This window comes from Reyranella sp., assembly GCF_965279625.1.
Classification (GTDB): domain Bacteria; phylum Pseudomonadota; class Alphaproteobacteria; order Reyranellales; family Reyranellaceae; genus Reyranella.
The window spans coordinates 1,625,269-1,643,011 of sequence record NZ_OZ257251.1 but is presented as its reverse complement, the minus strand read 5'-3'; the positions used below and the strand labels follow the sequence as shown (position 1 = coordinate 1,643,011).

Genomic DNA, 17,743 nt, shown 5'->3' with positions numbered 1-17,743 from the left:
TCTGATACTGCCCCCGGCAGCTCTACGCTTTGACATCCATCAAAGATCGACCAGTGCGTGCCGACCGTGTCTCGTCCATGCGAGAGCATCGCTCGATATGACGATGCCGTCCGGCGGCAGGAGAAGGGCAAATGTCACCTCCGGGCTGGTCGCCCGTGCAGTGTCACGCTGTCATTCTTCTCTGGCCGATGCATGGCCCGGATTCTCGAAATCGAGCACGACGCGCGATGGCACGTCGCCCCGGCCCAGCCGGTCGAAGACCGTATTGATGGCCGACAGCGGCTGCAGCTCGATGTCCGCCTTCACCTTGCCCTCGGCACCGAAAGCGAGCGCTTCGGCCATGTCCGCGCGTGTGCCGACGAAGGAACCACGGATGGTGATGCAGTTCGCCACGACGTCGAACAACGGCACCGGGAATTCGCCCGGCGGCAGACCGACCAGGACGCATGTGCCGCGCTTGCGCGTCATCGCCACGCCCTGGCGGAAGGCGCCGAGCGAAGGCGCGGTGATCAGAACGCCATGCGCACCGCCATCGGTCGCCTTCTTCAGCGCGGCCGCCGGATCGCCGTCTCTGGCATTGATCACGAGATCGGCGCCGAGCTTCGTGGCATGCGCGAGTTTGCCGTCGTCGATGTCGACGGCGCAGACCTTCAGGCCCATGACCTTGGCATACTGGATCGCCAGATGACCGAGCCCGCCGGCGCCGGAGATGGCGATCCATTCGCCGGGACGGGCTTGCGTCTCCTTGATGCCCTTGTAGCTGGTGATGCCGGCGCAGATCAGGGGGGCCGCCTCACGCGGCGAAAGTCCGTTCGGGATGTGTGCCACATAATCAGGATCGGCGAGGATGTATTCGGCAAAGCCGCCGTTCTTCGTGTAGCCGCCGAACTCGGCTTTTCCGCACACTGTTTCCTGTGCGGAGAGGCAGTACTCACAATGGCCGCAGGCTGAATACAGCCACGGAACGCCCACACGATCGCCCTCCTTCGCAGAGGTTACGCCGGCACCGACCGCAGCGACGCGCCCGATTCCTTCGTGCCCGGGAATGAAGGGCAGTGTCGGCTTGACCGGCCAGTCGCCCTGGGCGGCGTGAAGATCGGTGTGGCAGACGCCGCACGCTTCGGTCTTGACGAGGATTTGCCCCGGCCCAGGCGTGGGGATGCTCATCTCACGGAAAGCGAGTGGCTTGCCAAACTGTTCGACGACAGCGGCGTGCATCGTTCGTGTCATGCGCGGGAGTCCAATCTCAAAGCAGCCCGACGTCGGACGTGTCCTGGGGCGACGGAAAGCTTGAGGTCGCGAGCGGGGCCGACCGGCCGCTGGCGTTTCCGGGGAAGTCTCGACATTCGCTGGCGAATGAGCACCCGGATCGAGAAGTATCTTACCCGCAGGCGCGACGCTGGTCTGTCTTGTATTGACCATCGCGGGAAGACCGACCCGGTGGAATTGTCCCGGCCCTATCCGGGGGACGGGGTGGCATGCCTCAATGCATCGAGCCCTGTTGCAGCCCCACGGCTTGCTTGAGGTCCTCGACTTCGGCGACCAGCCATTCGTGCTGTCGCGCCTGTGCCACGGTAACGATGGAGAGGTGAAGGACCGTCGCCTGGAGAGGCGATGACGGCCGATTGATAGGCCGCGGAGTGAGGGGAGATCTCCTCGACGCGGGCCCGCGCCTCGCCGGCTTGGCGGGCAGCGAGATCCAGTTCTCGACTGAGCTCGACGTCGTTCATGAAGCAGGTGCTCCCCTCAAGTACTTCCTCCGCGAGGTCCCTTGGGCGGCCTTCCTTTGACATCCTCATTCTGGCTGCCGGGGAGGGCCGCACCGCCATCGTCGCGCGTCGTGCGGGGATTTTCTTTCACACCACGCTCCTGTTGTTGGCCGGGCGGTCCGCCGGCGCCCGGGTTCAGCCGTTCGTAGTCGCGTTCGGGGGACAGTTCAGACGGAGCTGAGGGCGGCGGGGGCGAAGGACGGGATGCCGAAGGTGGCTTGGGGGTGTCGACCATGGCGAGACAACTGCTACGGGGCCCGTTTCGTTGCCGTGCTGAGGCTGATCGAGGACGATTTCCAGACGTGGTGTACCTCGAGATCACGGGCTCACCATACTTTGGAGGGCCGGGCCGGAGGCTCGCTGTCCGGGCAAACGCCTTCCCGGAACCGTGTTTCTGCAGTGGCTTCACATTTGTTGCAGCAAACCGCATTATCCCGCCGCTCTCGCGCCCCCGTATTCAGCACACCGAAGGCCCATGCCGGATATCGACGATCGCCTGACGACATCCGACGACTCCTCTCTCCTTTTTCTCGCCGGTGGCGGCGAGTTGGGGGCGCTGATCCGGGGGTACGACTGGCGAAACAATCCCCTGGGGCCGCCGGCCGCATGGCCGCAGAGCCTGAAAACGGCCGTCCGCATCATGCTGACGTCGCGCCAGCCCATCTGGATCGGCTGGGGACCCGAGCTCATCTATCTCTACAACGACGCCTACAAGTCGATCATCGGCGGGAAGCACCCGGACGCCGTGGGCAAGCCGACGAAAGTTGTCTGGTCCGAGATCTGGACGGATATCGGCCCGCTGCTCGACACCGCGATGGGCGGCATCGAGGGCATCTACGTCGAGGAGCAGCTCCTGCTGATGGAGCGCAACGGCTATCCGGAAGAGACCTACTACACCTTCTCCTACAGTCCGATTCCTGACGATGACGGCAAGCCGGGCGGCATCATCTGCGCCAACACCGCCGATACCGCGCGGGTGATCGGCGACCGGCAGGTCGCGACGCTTCGGGAACTCGCCGCACGCACCGTCGATGCGCGGACCTGGGAGGATGCCAGCCGCCAGAGCGTCGCGGCGCTCTCGATCAACCCGCGCGACATCACCTTCGCGCTTCTCTATGTCGTGCAGCCGGGCAGCGAGGAGGCGGTGCTGGCCGCGCGCCACGGCCTGCCGCCCGGCCATCCGGCTGCGGTCGAAGCCCTGCATCCCGCGAACGGGTCGTCGTCCTGGCCGATCGAGGGCCTGACGAAAGAGGAGCCGCCGCGCCTGGTCGATCTCGGTCGCACATTCGGCGCCACCGTGGCGGGCGGGGCTTGGGACCGGGCGACCCAATGGGCAGCGGTCGTGGCCGTGCCGGCGTCCCGCGAAACCGGACGCGCCGGCTTTCTCGTGGTCGGCCTCAGCCCCTACCGGCTGTTCGATGACGTCTACGCAGAGTTCGTGAACCTGATCGCGGGCCAGATCGCAACCGGTATTGCCAGCGCCGACGCCTACCAGGAGGAGCGCCGGCGGGTCGAGGCATTGGCCGAACTCGACCGTGCCAAGACCACTTTCTTCTCCAATGTGAGCCACGAATTCCGCACCCCGCTGACGCTGATGCTGGGGCCGCTTGAAGAGGTGCTGGCCGGCGGGCTGTCCGTGGAAGATGCACGCGGCCATGTGGCGCTGGCGCATCGCAACGGTAACAGGCTGCTGCGCCTCGTCAATTCGCTGCTCGACTTCTCGCGGATCGAGGCGGGCCGCATGCAGGCCGCCTACAGGCCGACCGACCTTGCCCGCTTCACCACCGGCATCGCCTCGAGCTTCCGCCCGACGATCGAGAAGGCCGACCTCAAACTGGTCATCGAGTGCGAGACGCTGCCCCAACCGGTCTATGTCGATCGCGAGATGTGGGAGAAGGTCCTGCTGAACCTTCTTTCCAATGCCTTCAAGTTCACCTTCGCGGGCGAGATCAGGGTTTCGGTCGTCGCGAGTGCCGACGGCAAGGGAGCGAGCATCGAGGTGCGCGACTCCGGCATCGGCATCGCCCAAAGCGAGTTGCCGCGCCTGTTCGAGCGGTTCCATCGCGTACAGGGCGCGAAGAGCCGCAGCTTCGAGGGCAGTGGTATCGGTCTGGCGCTGGTGCAGGAGCTGGTCCGGCTGCAAGGTGGAGAGATCCGCGTCGACAGCGGCGTCGGCCAGGGCACGAGCTTCACGATCACCCTGCCGTTCGGCCATGCGCATCTTCCTGCCGCGCAGGTCATCGACGAGGTCGACCTGTCGACCGATGTGGTGCGCGCCCAGGAATATGTCGAGGAGGCGATGGGCTGGCTGCCGGACGCCCGGTCGGCGGAAGCCGCGGGCGATCTTTCCGCCTCCATGTCGGGGATTGTTCCGGTCGGCACGGGAAAGCGCATCGTGCTCGCCGACGACAATGCCGACATGCGTTCCTATGTCGGCCGCCTGCTCGTCGCCCAGGGCTATCAGGTCGAGCCGGTGGCCGATGGCGAGGCCGCCGTGGCGGCGGTGCGGCGGGAAGCACCCGACCTTGTGCTGACCGACGTGATGATGCCCGGTCTCGATGGCTTCGGTGTCCTGCGCGCGATTCGCATGGACCCCGCGACGGCCAGCATCCCGATCGTGCTCCTCTCGGCGCGGGCCGGCGAGGAAGCGAAGGTCGAGGGTCTCGAAGCCGGCGCCGACGACTATCTCGTGAAGCCGTTCGCCGCGCGCGAATTGCTGGCGCGGGTCAACGCCAACATCCAGATGGCGGAGCTGCGCCGCGAGGCGAGCCGCGCGATCTTCGAGAGCGAGCAGCGCTTCCTGATGACCAAGGATCGCCTCGCGCTGGCCTTGTCGACAGGACGCGTGGCCGTCTTCGAGTGGACGGTCGACAGCGACACGCTGGCGATCTCGGGGCCGCTCGCGGAGGTTTTCGGCATCGCCCAGAAGGACGCCGAGAAGGGGTTGCCCCTCGGCGACTTCATCGCCGGCATCGCCCCGGAAGATCGCGACCGAGTGACGAAGGCCATCGCCCGTTCGATCGCGACGAGCGAGCCCTACCAGGAGGAATACCGCGTTACCGGCTCGGGCATCGCGCACGTGGTGGTAGCGCGCGGCCGCATCGAGACCGGCAGCGACGGCGCCAAGCGAATGGTGGGCGTCGTCATCGACATCACAGAGGCCAAGGCGGCGGAGAACGAGATCCGCGAAAGCCGCGCGGCTCTCGAGGTGATCAGCCAGGCTTCGGCCGCCGTCTCGGGCGATCTCGATCACGAACGCCTGGTCCAGACGATCACCGATGCCTGCGTGGCCGTGACGGGCGCCCAGTTCGGCGCGTTCTTCTACAACGTCGTCGACGATGCGGGTGAGGGCTATATGCTCTATTCGCTGTCCGGCGCGCCGCGCGAGGCCTTCGCAAAGTTCCCGATGCCGCGCAATACCGCGATCTTCGAGCCGACCTTCAGCGGCACCGCGGTCGTTCTCTCTGACGACATCACCCAGGACCCGCGCTTCGGCCGCGCGGCACCCTATCATGGGATGCCGCCGGGACATCTGCCCGTGCGCAGCTACCTCGCGGTGCCGGTACGGTTGCGTACCGGGGAGGTGCTGGGCGGGCTGCTGCTCGGTCATTCCAGGGCCGGAGTGTTCGGCGAACTGGCGAAGGAACGCGTGGTGGGCCTCGCCAGCCAGGCCGCCGTCGCCATGGACAATGCGCGGCTGTTCCAGGAGAACGCGCGCGAGCTCGAGCAGCGGCGCAGGACGGAGGCCCTGCTCAAGACCCTGAACGAGACGCTGGAACAGCGTGTCGCCAGCGAGGTCGAGGAACGCAGCAAGGCCGAGGCGGCGCTGCGCCAGGCGCAGAAGATGGAAGCCGTCGGCCAGCTCACCGGCGGCGTCGCGCACGACTTCAACAATCTGCTGACCGTCATCATCGGCGGCCTCGAGACGGTGCGGCGGGCCAAGCCGGGCGACACGGCGCGGGTCCAGCGCGCCGTCGACATCGCCCTGCAGGGCGCCCAGCGCGCGGCCAGCCTGACGGCGCGGCTGCTGGCCTTCTCGCGCCGGCAACCCCTGGCGCCCAAGCCGGTCGACCTCAACGTGCTGGTCCGTGACATGACCGAGCTGCTGCACCGGACGCTGGGCGAGCAGATCGAGCTCGAGGGCGTGCTGGCGCCGCGCCTGTGGCCGATCGAGGTCGATCAGAACCAACTCGAAAGCGCGCTGCTCAATCTCGCGGTGAATGCGCGTGACGCCATGCCCGCGGGCGGCAAGCTCACCATCGAGACGGTGAACACCGCCCTCGACGAATCCTATGCTGCGGTCGATACGGAAGTGAAGCCGGGCCAGTACGTCGCGATCTGCGTCAGCGACTCAGGGCACGGCATGTCGCCGGAAACGGTGATGCGGGTCTTCGAGCCGTTCTTCACCACCAAGGAGGTGGGCCGCGGCACTGGCCTGGGCCTCAGCATGGTGTACGGCTTCGTGAAACAGTCGGGCGGACACGTCACGATCTACAGCGAGGAAGGGCACGGCACGACGGTCAGGATGTACTTCCCGAGATTCCTCGGGGCGACGGCGCAGGCCGACGAAAGCAATGCTGTTGCCGTGCCGACGAGCAGCGACGGCGAAGTCGTCCTGGTCGTCGAGGACAACGAGGACGTGCGCACCTACAGCTCGATGGTGCTGAAGGAACTGGGCTATCGTGTCCTCGAAGCCTCCGAATCGGAATCGGCCCTCGCGGTCCTGCGCGGCCCGACGCGCATCGACCTGCTGTTCACCGATGTGGTGCTCCCCGGCAGGAGCGGTCGCGTCCTGGCCGACATGGCCTCCGAACTTCGGCCGGGTCTGAAGATCTTGTTCACGACCGGCTATTCGCGCAACGCCATCGTCCACCAAGGTCGCCTCGACGCCGGCGTCCAGCTCATTACCAAGCCCTTCACCTTCGAGCAGCTCGCCGCCCGCATCCGCGACGTCCTCGACATGAAGTGACGCGTCCGCGTCAGCGGGCCGTCAGGCAGTGTTGATGGAAGCGACGGCGAGCAACATTGTTGCGTGAGTGCGTCATTTCGGGGCTGCGACTCCGGCTTCGTTTGTTTCGGTTATCCGCTGGAACCCCGCCTTCGACGGCGGTCAGTGCCTGGAGCGGCCCGTCCTTGGCGTGGGCTTGGCGGCCGGAGCTTTCTCCAGCCGCTCGATGCGTTGCTCGAAGCTCGTCTGCATCCTCGTGAGCTGCTGCTCGAGCTGACGGTCCTGGACCTTGAGCTGCTCGACCTGGCTCGCGATCGCGGAGAGCGAGCGCTGCAGGTCGTTCAGGCGGCCGTCGATGCCGGATTGCGCCGCCGCCGCGCCGGGGACGACCAGCAGCGCCACGAGGGCGAGGCGCAGGAGACGCACTCTCATCCGGGGGCCGGCCGGCTTACTCGGCGGCCTGCTGAAGCCTCGTCGGCACCGTCTCGCCGGCGAACAGCGCGGCGCGGGCGGCGTCGTACTCGGCCTTGAGCCGGGCCACGATCTCGGCGGCCGGCGGGGCGTCGTGGATCTGGCCGACGCCCTGGCCGGCGCCCCAGATGTCGCGCCACGCCTTGACCTTCATGTTGCCGCCCGAACCGAAGTTCATCTTGCTCTTGTCGGCTTCCGGCAGCGCGTCGGGATCGAGGCCGGCGGCCGCGATGCTGCGCTTCATGTAGTTGCCGTGCACGCCGGTGAAGAGGTTGGTGTAGACGATCTCCTCGCCGGTCGACTCGATGATGCACTGCTTGTTGGCGTCGGTGGCGTTGCCTTCCTTGCTCGCGGTGAAGCGCGTGCCGAGATAGGCGAGGTCGGCGCCCAGCGCCTGCGCGGCCAGCACCGAGGCGCCGTTGGAGATCGAGCCCGAGAGCAGGATGGTGCCGTCGTAGAACTGACGCACTTCCGGCACCAGCGCGAAGGGCGAGAGGCGGCCGGCATGGCCGCCGGCGCCGGCGCAGACCAGGATGAGGCCGTCAACGCCGGCCTTCAGAGCGCGCTTGGCGTGGGTCACGTTGGTCACGTCATGGAACACCAGGCAGCCGTAGCGATGCGCCGAGACGACGACGTCGTCGGGCGCGCGCAGCGAGGTGATCTGGATCGGCACCTTGTACTTCTCGCACATGTCGATGTCGTGCTGCAGGCGGTCGTTCGACGAGTGCACGATCTGGTTGACCGCGAAGGGCGCCACCTTCTTGTCCGGATGCTTGGCCTTGTATTCGGCCAACTCGCCGGTGATGCGCTTCAGCCACTCCTCGAGCATCTCCTTCGGCCGCGCGTTCAGCGCCGGGAAGGAGCCGACGACGCCGGCCTTGCACTGCTCGATGACCAGGTCGGGGTTGGACACGATGAACAGCGGCGCGCCGACCACCGGGATCGAGAGGTTGTCGCGCAGCAGGGCGGGAAGGGCCATCGTTTCGCTCCTTGGATTCGTTCGTTATCGTCCGGACCACGGGCCTAGCACGGCCCCGGCCCCTATCGCCAGCCGGCGCAGCTACTTCGCCAGCTCGTAGGCGCCGCCCTTTTCCAGCGCCCGCTGGTAGGCGGGGCGGGCATGGATTCGGTCGAGGAAGCCCTTGAGCTTGGGCATCTTGTTGATCATCGGCGAGCGTGCCGTGGCGGCCTCCAGCGGGAAGCTCATCTGGATGTCGGCGGCGGTGAAGTCCGGGCCGGCAAACCACTCTCGGCGCATCAGCTCGCCTTCGAGAAACATGAAGTGATTGCCGATCTGCGGCATCAGCAACGTCTTGTCGGCGCCGCCCGAAATGGCACGCGCCACCGGCCGCATCAGGAAGGGCACGCGCGCGGGCAGCATCCCGAACACCAGCTTCATGAAGAGGAGCGGCATCAGCGAGCCCTCCGCGTAGTGCATGAAATAGGTGTAGTTCAGCCGCTCCGGCGTGCCGAGGGCCGGAGTGAACCGGCCGCCGCCATAGGTCTCCGACAGGTATTCGAGGATGGCGCCCGACTCGGCCAATACCTTGTCGCCGTCGGTGATCACCGGCGACTTGCCCAGCGGATGCACCTTGCGCAGTTCATCCGGCGCCTGCATCGAGGGTTTGCGCTGGTAGCGCTTCACCTCGTAGGGCAGGCCGAGCTCCTCGAGCATCCAGAGGATACGCTGCGAGCGGGAATTGTTCAGGTGATGGACGGTGATCATCGTCACAGCGTACCGGGACGCCAGTTGCCGTGGAAGCCCGCCGGGACCCGGCTGCTGAGATGGGCCAGCGCCACGGGGCCACGGGCGATGTCGGTCGCCTCGAAGACCGCGAGGTCGCTGCGGCCTTCCCCGGAGCGGTAGATCACCGACAGCACCCAGCCGTCGCCTTCCGGGGCCTTGTCGTGGCGCGGCACGAACACCGGCTCGCCAAAGCGGTCGTCCTCGCCCGCCTTCCAGGTCGCATTGGTGCCCTTCTTCAGGTCGTAATGGGTGATGCCCTCGCCGCGCCGGACGCCGGCATGGGCGATGTTGCCCGACACGATCCAGCCATGCCGGTAGTCGCTCATGCAGAAGCGCTCGTCGAAGCGCGGGAACTCGCCGGCGCGGTCGTCGAGCTGCTCCTCGCGGAAGGTGTTGCCGTGGCCGCCGAGATCGAAAGTCCAGCGGAACAGGCGGGCCGCCGGCGGCTCCTTGGTCGAGGGCGAGCCGTCGGGCAGCGGGAAGAGCGGCGCCACGTCATACTTCATGACGTCGATCACGACCTTGCCGTCCGCTGTCTCGAAATGGTTCATCGGGTGGAAGACGTAGGACGGCGGCGCCGTCACCCACTTCACGTCGGCCACGCTGCCCTTGCGGGGGATGAAGGCGATGTGCGTGCCCTTGTCCGGCTCCCAGGCGAACGGCGGCAGGCCGCCCATCGCGCGTTCCATCGACGAGGTGAGCGGAAAGACCGGCACGATGATCCAGTTCTTCGTCACGGCGAAGTCGTGGATCATCGACGGGAAGGGCCCCTCGAGGATCTCGGCGCGCGTGACGGTGCCGTCCTCGGTCACGGTCTGGATGCTGACTTCCTTGGTGAAGCGGCCCGTCGCCGAATAGCCGAAGAAGATCATCTCCCCGGTCTCGGGATCGAACTTGGGATGCGCCGTGAACGGCCCGACCAGTTTGTCGCCGAACGTCTCGTAGCCGCCGTCCTTCGGACCGACCGGCATCAGGCTCTTGGGGTCGAGCGAGAAGGGCGCGTGCGCCTCTTCGAGCGCCAGCAGCTTGCCGCCATGCCAGACGATGTTGGTGTTGGCGATGGTCGAATTCAGGGCGAAGACGCGCGGGTCGGTGTAGCGCGGATTGCCGAATGTGCCGGATAGACCTTCGCCCTCCTCGTTCTCGATCTTCCACTTCGGGGTCCGCACCCAGCGGTTCTTGTAGGAGACGTTGCCGTTCTCGATGTGGAAGGCGTGGATCATGCCGTCGCCGCCGAACCAGTGATAGGGCCCGCGCGGCGCGAACTGCGGGTTCGGTCCGTTGCGGTAGAGCGTGCCGCAGAGTTCCTTTGGCATCTCGCCGCTGATGTGGAGATGCCCGGCATCGGCCTCGGTGTTGACGGGCGCGAAGTAGCCTTTGAGGAACGGATTATCGGTCGGGAATGCCTTGGCCACGGGAAGTCTCCTTCTGGGTAACGCCGTGTATCTATGGGACGTTATAGATACACGGCGTTTCCCGCAAGGGCGAAAATCAGACATTTTTGGTGACGCTGCGACGACAATCAGAACAGCGCGCGACACGCTTGCGCGCCTCCGGGTGCTTGGCCGGTTCGATCTAGATGGCTAATCAAGGACCACCATGAGCAACAGCAATCCCATCCTTCCGCCCGGCTATTCGGCCGTTCCTCCCGGACATGTCGCAGCCGTCGTGACGAGCCTCGAAATGTTGAGCCGTCCGCCTCAGCGACCGGCACGGCCCTTTCCGGCGGGTGTCACGCTGGAGCCTCTGGAGCGCATGATCGAGGCCTATCGCAATCTCTATCGCGCGGTGGGGACGGAGTGGCTGTGGTTCTCGCGGCTGGTGATGGCGGACGAGAAGCTGCAGGCGATCCTCGACAATCCGCAGGTGGAGTTCTTCGCGCTACGCCAGGACGGGCGGGATGCCGGGATTCTCGAACTGGACTTCAGCCAGGCGGGGGAGTGCGAACTGGTGTTCTTCGGTGTCGCGCCGGGACTGGTGGGGACGGGTGTCGGCCGTGCGCTGATGAACGAGGCGATCGCGCGGGCCTGGGCGCGGCCCATCCGGCGGTTCTGGGTGCATACCTGCACGCTCGACCATCCGGCGGCGCTCGCTTTTTACCGGCGCTCCGGTTTCGTGCCCTTTGCCTTCCAGGTCGAGGTGTTCCCCGACCCGCGCCTCACCGGCGCCCTGCCGCGCGACTGCTCACGGCACGTGCCGTTGCTCGACTGACGCCGCGGCACCTGCGGCCTCACGGTCCTCAACCTTGCGGTAGTGGAACCAGCCGGCGACGCCCAGGGCCAGCAGGAGTAGGCCGAAATAGAACTCGGTGTGGGTCGGGCCGATCAGGTCGAACAGTGGCGTGGCCGCGAGATTGAACAGCAGCATCGAGCCCGCCATGACGGCGAGCCGCAGCCGGAAGACGCGGGCGATCTCGGGCCCGCGGAACACGGTCTGCATGCGGGTGATCATCGGGATGAAGAAGAAGGGCCCGCCGAAGCCCGCGACCAGCCCCGCCAGCATCATCGCCGGCAGCTTGTAGGGGTTCTCGATGCCCCAGGCGGCCAGCGCGATCAGGGCGAAGCCGGTGCCCATGGCCACGTAGCCCAGGAACATGGTCGAGAGCACGCGGCGGAAGCGGACGCTGCCCGCTACCAGATTGCCGACCACGTCGCCGACGCCGCAGGCGCCGACGATCATGCCGAGCGAGGCGAGGCCGTGCAGGCCGAACAGGTGCGGATCGTGCTCGACTACCATCAGCGCGATGCAGAGCTGCAGCGCCACGCTCCATGGTCCGTTGGCGGTGGCGTTGATCAGCAGCAGCGCGCCCATCGTGCGCTGCCGCAGCATCAGCCGCGCGCCGTCGAGCAGGGCGTCCCAGGCGCCGCGCAGGCCACCCCGGCCGGGGCGCGGCTTGTAGGCCGCGTCGTACAGCCGGTCGCGCACCGCCCAGACCGCCAGCGCCGACAGCACGAAGCCGACGGCGGTGATCGACAGGAAGTGGATCACCGGCAGAAGCGTGTTCAGGACCGCCGCCATCATCGGCCCGATCAGGCGGGCGAGCCGCCACGTCGCGTCGAACAGGCCGTTGATCGCCTGCATCGCGTCGCGATCGGTGACCAGCACCGGCACAGCCGACTGCAGCGCCGGCGTGAACACCATGCGCATGGCCGCGAGGCCCATGACGGAGAGGATGAGGAGCGGGATCGAGATGCCCCAGATGTAGAAGCCGATCACCGGCAGTATGGCCAGCACCGCGCTCGCATACTTGGCGCCGATCATGGCGCGGTCGGCGCGCCAGCGGTCGAAGGCCGAGGCGCCCAGCAGGCCGACCACCAGCATGGCGGCATACTGCGTGGCGTTCACGTAACCCGCGGCATTGCCGATCTGGGCGGCCGCGATCCACACGACGGCCACGCGGAACAGGTCCTCGCCGATGGTCGAGGCGGCGAGGCCCGACCAGATCGTGGCCACGGCGGGGTCCTTGAGCGGACGGAAGACGGGGATCATCGGGCGCTAGAACTCCCGCACAACCTCATCCTGAGAGCTTGTGAGCGTATTGGGCAAGCTCTCAGGGTGAGGTGGGTGTGTGATGCTGCATCTACCGAACCCAAACGCCGCCGTCATTGTTCTTATAGCCGAGCGACAGATACGCCGCGTCGACCAGCGACTGGCCGCGTTCGTTCATGAGCAGGCCCGGGCCCATGCGGTTCATCGTGTAGCCGAACGACAGGCCCGCGACCGGGTCGGCGAAGCCCAGCGAGCCGCCGGCGCCGACATGGCCGAAGGCGGCGCTGCCCAGGATCACGCTGTCGCAATCCTCGCCCCACAGTTTCGCGGCGAGGCTGCGCTTGCGGTTGTCCATCGACTTCATGAAGCCCAGCGCGAAGCGCGTCGGGATGCGCAGGGTGGCGTCGTCGTGTGTCGCCATCGAGACCTCGGCCATGCGGGCGAGCGTCGTGGCATCGACCAGGTCGCCGCCGCCGTTGGCCAGCGGCGCATACATGCCGGCCAGGCCGCGGGCGTTGGTGATGCCGTTGGCGGCGCCGATCTCGGCGGCGTGGCCGGCCCGTGTGTTGGCGCCGCCCGAGCGCCAGGCGCCGTTGTTGAAATAGAACAGCGCCGCTACCGATTCCTTGTTGGTGGCGAGGTCGCGCATGAAGGGCGTCACCGCGTCGGCCGCCTTGTAGACATGGGCCACGATCGGCGCGACCCGCGGCTCGATCTCCTCGGGCAGGCCGATCCAGAAATCGAGACCCAGCGGCCCAGCGATCTCCTCGCGGAAGAAGGTGCCGAGCGATTTTCCGCTGGCACGCCGCACCATCTCGCCCACGGTCCAGCCGAAGGTGAAGCCGTGATAGCCGTTGCGCGTGCCGGGCTCCCAGAACGGGACCTCGGCCGCCAGCCGCTCGGTCATGTAGGCCCAGTCGTAGGGCCCGTCGTCCTTCACCTTGGCGCGCACGGCGGGCACCGCCGAGGAATGGTCGAGCATCATGCGCGTGGTCACGCGCTCCTTGCCGTGTTGCGCGAACTCCGGCCACAGCTCGGCGACCGGCGCGTCGAGGTCGAGGTCACCACGGCTTGCCAGCACATGCGCACAGAGCGCCGTGGCGCCCTTGGTGCAGGAGAAGACGATGCTCACCGTGTCGCGCGTCCACGCCGCCTGCGTCTTGGGATCGGCGACACCGCCCCACAGGTCGACCACCGTCTCGCCGCCCACCGTCAGGCACACCGAGGCGCCGATCTCGCGCTTCTCCTCGAGGTTCCGCTCGAAGGCCTCGGCGACCCTCTCGAAGCCCGGCCGGCAGGTGCCCTGGGTCATGCCCGCGCTCATTGCTTCGGCACCGGGATCTTGAAAGCGTCGAGCACGAAGCGCGCACAGTGGGATAGTCCGCTCTGGTCGATCCCGTGGCCGACGCCCTTGGCGATGTGCACGCCGACCTCGACGCCGTTTTCCTGCAGCGTCTGCGCGGCGCGCTGGGTCAGGACGGCCGGCAGCATCTCGTCGCTGTCGCCATGGACCAGCAGAACCGGCGGCTTGGACTTGATCTCGTCCTTCAGCGAATCCGGCGCGGCCAGCATGCCGGAGAAGCCGACGATGCCGGCCAGCGACGTGGCGCGGCGCAGGCCGACATGCAGAGCCATCATGGTGCCCTGGCTGAAGCCGATCAGGACGGTCTTCGATTCATCGAGCCCGTACTTCGCCATCGTGTCGTCGAGGAACTGCTCGACGAAGGGCGCGGCCGAGCGCACGCCGGCCGCCGCGACCTCGGGATCGAGGCGCGAGATACCGAACCACTGGAAGCCCATCGGATTGCCCTCGCAGGGGTAGGGCGCGTTGGGCGCGAGGAACACTGCATCGGGCATCAGCGGCGCCAGCACCGGCGCGAGGCCGATCAGGTCGTTGCCGTCGGCCCCGTAGCCGTGCAGCAGGATCACGAGATGGCCGGGCTTGCCGCCGGCGTGCGGGCCGTGGCTGGGGCCGTCGATCTTCTTCGTGGTCATTTGGCTACTTTCTCCGTCTTGGAAGAGGAGCGGGGGGCGCCCCAGTCCGGCATGTTGCGGCGATAGTGCCAGAGCACGAGCGCGGCCGCGCTGCGCCAGGGCCGCCACGCCTCGGCGATTTTGAGAAGCCGCTTTGCGTCGGGGCGGGTGCGCAGCTTCTTGAGATGCTGGGCCGCTACGACGAGGCCGAGATCGAGCCCCGGCATGATGTCGGGCCGGCCGTGCGCGAACATCAGGTAGATCTCCGCCGTCCACGGTCCGATGCCCTTGGCCTGCGTCAGCATGGCGATGGCCGCCGCGTCGTCGAGTTCATGCAGCGCGTCAAAAGTGATGCGGCCTTCGACGATGTCGGTGGCGAGGCTGCGGCCGTACTTCATCTTGGCGCCGGAGAGGCCGACGGCGCGCAGCTGCTCGTCGTTCATCGTCAGGAAATCCGCCGGCTCCATCGATGGCACGGCCGCTTCGAGCCGCAGCCAGATGCTGCGCGCAGCATGTACCGAGACCTGCTGGCCCACGATCGAACGCATCAGCCCGCCAAAGCCCGTCGGCATGTCGCGCAATTCCGGATGGCCCGCTTCTGCAAGGGCGCGGGCGATATCGGGATCGGCCGACGCCAGCTCGGCCAGCGCCTGCTTCAGCGTCGTCTTGTCGAGGATGACGCTGGAGGCGGGAGAGGGTGCCGTCTTGGGTTTTGTCTTGGGTGCCGTTTTGGCCATGTTGCTCTCGCCATAGCACGCGGCGAGGGGGCGCTGTAACGTCGTATCATGACCGTCGTCACGCGTTTTGCCCCCAGTCCGACGGGCGAACTTCATCTCGGCAGCGCCTATTCGGCTCGCATCGCCTGGCGGCGCGCGCGCGACGCGGGCGGCACCTTCCTGGTGCGCATCGAGGATATCGACACCCGCCGCTGCCGCCGCGAGTACGAAACCGCGATGCTGGCGGACCTGCAGTGGCTCGGCCTGGCCTGGGACGGCGAGGTGCGGCGCCAGTCGGACCACTTCGCGGATTACGGTCGGGTGATGGACCAGCTCGACGCGCGCGGCCTGGTCTATCCTTGCTTCTGCACCCGCGCCGACATCGCGGCTTCCACGAGCGCGCCGCATCCGACGGCGATCGGGCCCGACGGGCCGCTCTATCCCGGCACCTGCCGGCACCTCTCGAACGACGAGCGCCGCCGCCGCATCGCGGCGGGCGTGGAACACTGCATGCGCTTCGATTGCGCCCACGCGGCGGAGCAGGCGGGGGCATATTCCTTCTTCGACGAGACGCTGGGCCGGATCGAGGGCCAGCCGTTGCTGATGGGCGACTTCGTGATCGCGCGCAAGGACACGCCGACCAGCTACCATCTGTCGGTAACGGTCGACGACCATCTGCAGGGTGTCACCCTGGTGACGCGCGGGATCGACCTGCTGCCCTCAACCCATGTACATGCCTTGCTGCAGAAGCTGCTGGGCTATGCTGCGCCGCAATATGCGCATCATCCGCTGCTGACCGACGCCAGCGGCCGCCGCTTCGCCAAGCGCGACCGCGACCTCACCATCCGGGCATTGCGCGAGACCGGGAGAACGCCGGCGGACGTCTTCCAAATGATCGACGGTTGGAGTTGCGCGACCCCCGTGAAGGGCTGACACTTCGGTCATGGACCGGAAAGAACAACTGGCCGTCGGGAGGCGGCTGCTCGGCCATATCGACGGCCGCACCACCGATCTCGCCGACGCGCTGTTTCGCAATCGTGTCGATGCCTATTCCTGCCGCGAGCGCGCCGCCCGCGAGCGTGACGCGCTTTTCCGCAGCCAGCCCCTGTTCATGGGCCTGTCGTCCCGGCTCTCCAAACCGGGCGACTACATCACCGAGGACGTGGCCGGCATGCCGGTGCTGCTGGTGCGTGGGGGCGACGGCGAGGTGCGTGCCTTCGCCAACATCTGCCGCCATCGCGGCGCGCCCGTGGCCGAGGGTTGCGGCAATGCCCGCGCCTTCGTCTGCCCCTATCATGCCTGGACCTACGATTTGCAGGGCAAGCTGCTGGGCGTCACCGACAAAGCGGGCTTCGCCGGCCTCGATCTCGGCGCGCACGGTCTGGTGCGGCTCCCGGCCGGCGAGAAGCACGGCATGATCTTTGTCCGCGCGACGCCCGTGGGCGAGGGCGAGAGTGCCGGGATCGACGTCGATGCGGTGCTGGGCTCGTTTGTTGCGGACTTCGCGGCGCTGCAGCCCGAGACCTATCCGCTCTATTCGGTCGACCGCATCACGCCGCGCATCAACTGGAAGTTCGCCATCGATACGTTCCTCGAGGGCTATCACATCCCGCACCTGCACCGGAAAACCATCGCGCCGTACTTCATCGGCAACTGCGGCACCTTCGACGGCGCGGGCAGCCACGGCCGCATGTGCGTGCCGCGCACCTCGATCGAGGCGCTGCGCGCGCTGCCCGACGACGAACGCAACCTGAGCCCGCACATCATCGCGATCTACCAGCTCTTCCCCAACACCATCGTCATCTGGCAGGTCGATCATATCGAGGTCTGGCGAGCCTTCCCCGATCGCAAAGACCCCGGAAGCTGCTCCGTCGAATTCTCGCTCTATCGTCCCGCCGACAGCGACCGCCCGGAGAAGCACTGGGCCAAGAACCGCGACATCGCCATCCGCACCGTGCTGGACGAGGATTTCCCGCTGGGCGAACGCATGCAGATCGGCTTCGAATCCGGCGCCACGCAAGAGGTGATTTACGGCCGCAACGAGCCCTCGCTCGTCCATTTCCATCGCTCGATCCGCAGCGCGCTGGGTGTTGCGGCTTGATCTTCTCCGTCGTCCAGAGCGAAGTGCGGCGCAGTCGAAGGACGACGGGATTTTCGAGATGACGGTCAGCCGAACCACGCGCGTGGCGCTGGTGCTCAGCGTCATCCTGTTCGCCGCGAGCCTCAGGCAGGACGCGTTCTGCGTCTCGGGCATCTGCTCGGACTGGCAGGGTTGGAGCATCCTGCTGTTCGGCGCGCTAGGCCACACGAGCTGGTTCGCCAACCCGTTGCTCGGCGTCTCGTGGATCGCCACTTTGTTCGCGCGCCGCATCCCGGCGTTGATCCTGTCCCTGGCAGCTCTGGCGCTCGCCGGCTCGTTCATCTTCGAGACCAGCGTGATCACCAACGAAGCCGGCATGGCCAACCCCATCACCGGCCTGCGCGAAGGCTACTGGCTGTGGCTGGCGAGCATGGTCTTTGCCGTTATCGCGGCGTTCTTTGCGCGCAAGGTGCCGGTGAAGTTGTAACGACATTGCTGTCCTCCTGAGCGCAGCGAAGGATCTCACGCTGGCTAGGGAGTCGTCTGTTC

The 17,743-nt window shown here is 67.0% G+C and carries 14 protein-coding genes; 5 read left to right on the top strand and 9 right to left on the bottom strand.

The window, feature by feature from the left end; all coding sequences use genetic code 11:
- Positions 1-171: 171 nt before the first annotated feature.
- The gene (gene adhP / locus ACQY78_RS07990; RefSeq protein ID WP_428684407.1) at positions 172-1,230 is read right to left on the bottom strand and encodes an alcohol dehydrogenase AdhP; all 1,059 of its coding nucleotides are present in this window, start codon (positions 1,228-1,230) and stop codon (positions 172-174) included.
- Positions 1,231-2,244: 1,014 nt separating this feature from the next.
- Between adhP and ACQY78_RS07985 the strand changes: the two genes are divergently transcribed.
- On the top strand, positions 2,245-6,738 hold the full coding sequence (locus tag ACQY78_RS07985) for an ATP-binding protein (protein ID WP_428684405.1): 4,494 nt from the start codon (positions 2,245-2,247) through the stop codon (positions 6,736-6,738).
- Between the two features lie 141 nt (positions 6,739-6,879).
- Here ACQY78_RS07985 and ACQY78_RS07980 read toward each other — a convergent pair whose 3' ends face one another.
- The 4 genes from ACQY78_RS07980 to ACQY78_RS07965 all read right to left on the bottom strand — a co-directional run bounded on the left by ACQY78_RS07980 (position 6,880) and on the right by ACQY78_RS07965 (position 10,350).
- Positions 6,880-7,149: a hypothetical protein gene (locus ACQY78_RS07980; protein WP_428684403.1), complete on the bottom strand. Its 270-nt coding sequence runs from the start codon at positions 7,147-7,149 to the stop codon at positions 6,880-6,882.
- A 16-nt stretch (positions 7,150-7,165) separates the two neighbouring features.
- Complete coding sequence (locus ACQY78_RS07975; RefSeq protein ID WP_428684401.1) at positions 7,166-8,167, bottom strand: NAD(P)H-dependent flavin oxidoreductase; 1,002 nt, start codon at positions 8,165-8,167, stop codon at positions 7,166-7,168.
- A gap of 81 nt (positions 8,168-8,248) precedes the next feature.
- On the bottom strand, positions 8,249-8,914 hold the full coding sequence (locus ACQY78_RS07970; protein ID WP_428684399.1) for a glutathione S-transferase family protein: 666 nt from the start codon (positions 8,912-8,914) through the stop codon (positions 8,249-8,251).
- Between the two features lie 2 nt (positions 8,915-8,916).
- Complete coding sequence (locus tag ACQY78_RS07965; RefSeq protein ID WP_428684397.1) at positions 8,917-10,350, bottom strand: carotenoid oxygenase family protein; 1,434 nt, start codon at positions 10,348-10,350, stop codon at positions 8,917-8,919.
- A 184-nt stretch (positions 10,351-10,534) separates the two neighbouring features.
- Here ACQY78_RS07965 and ACQY78_RS07960 point away from each other — a divergent pair, with 184 nt between their 5' ends.
- Positions 10,535-11,146, top strand: coding sequence for a GNAT family N-acetyltransferase (locus ACQY78_RS07960; protein WP_428684395.1), 612 nt, complete (start codon positions 10,535-10,537; stop codon positions 11,144-11,146).
- Here ACQY78_RS07960 and ACQY78_RS07955 read toward each other — a convergent pair.
- From ACQY78_RS07955 to ACQY78_RS07940, 4 genes are all read right to left on the bottom strand, one after another.
- Positions 11,120-12,424 (bottom strand): MFS transporter, encoded by a 1,305-nt coding sequence (locus ACQY78_RS07955; RefSeq protein ID WP_428684393.1) that lies wholly within the window; start codon positions 12,422-12,424, stop codon positions 11,120-11,122. The genes ACQY78_RS07960 and ACQY78_RS07955 overlap by 27 nt on opposite strands.
- Before the next feature lie 91 nt (positions 12,425-12,515).
- Positions 12,516-13,736 (bottom strand): serine hydrolase domain-containing protein, encoded by a 1,221-nt coding sequence (locus ACQY78_RS07950; RefSeq protein WP_428684391.1) that lies wholly within the window; start codon positions 13,734-13,736, stop codon positions 12,516-12,518.
- A gap of 8 nt (positions 13,737-13,744) precedes the next feature.
- Complete coding sequence (locus tag ACQY78_RS07945; protein ID WP_428684389.1) at positions 13,745-14,419, bottom strand: alpha/beta hydrolase; 675 nt, start codon at positions 14,417-14,419, stop codon at positions 13,745-13,747.
- Complete coding sequence (locus tag ACQY78_RS07940) at positions 14,416-15,135, bottom strand: DNA-3-methyladenine glycosylase family protein (protein WP_428684387.1); 720 nt, start codon at positions 15,133-15,135, stop codon at positions 14,416-14,418. Before ACQY78_RS07940 ends, ACQY78_RS07945 begins: the two co-directional genes overlap by 4 nt.
- A gap of 48 nt (positions 15,136-15,183) precedes the next feature.
- Here ACQY78_RS07940 and gluQRS point away from each other — a divergent pair, with 48 nt between their 5' ends.
- Genes gluQRS through ACQY78_RS07925 form a run of 3 tightly spaced genes read left to right on the top strand, consistent with a single transcriptional unit; the run spans position 15,184 to position 17,681 of the window.
- Entirely contained in the window at positions 15,184-16,047 is an 864-nt protein-coding gene (gene gluQRS, locus ACQY78_RS07935) for a tRNA glutamyl-Q(34) synthetase GluQRS (protein WP_428684385.1), read from the top strand.
- 10 nt (positions 16,048-16,057) lie between these two features.
- The gene (locus tag ACQY78_RS07930) at positions 16,058-17,215 is read left to right on the top strand and encodes an aromatic ring-hydroxylating oxygenase subunit alpha (protein ID WP_428684383.1); all 1,158 of its coding nucleotides are present in this window, start codon (positions 16,058-16,060) and stop codon (positions 17,213-17,215) included.
- Between the two features lie 58 nt (positions 17,216-17,273).
- Positions 17,274-17,681, top strand: coding sequence for a hypothetical protein (locus ACQY78_RS07925; protein ID WP_428684381.1), 408 nt, complete (start codon positions 17,274-17,276; stop codon positions 17,679-17,681).
- Positions 17,682-17,743 lie beyond the last annotated feature (62 nt).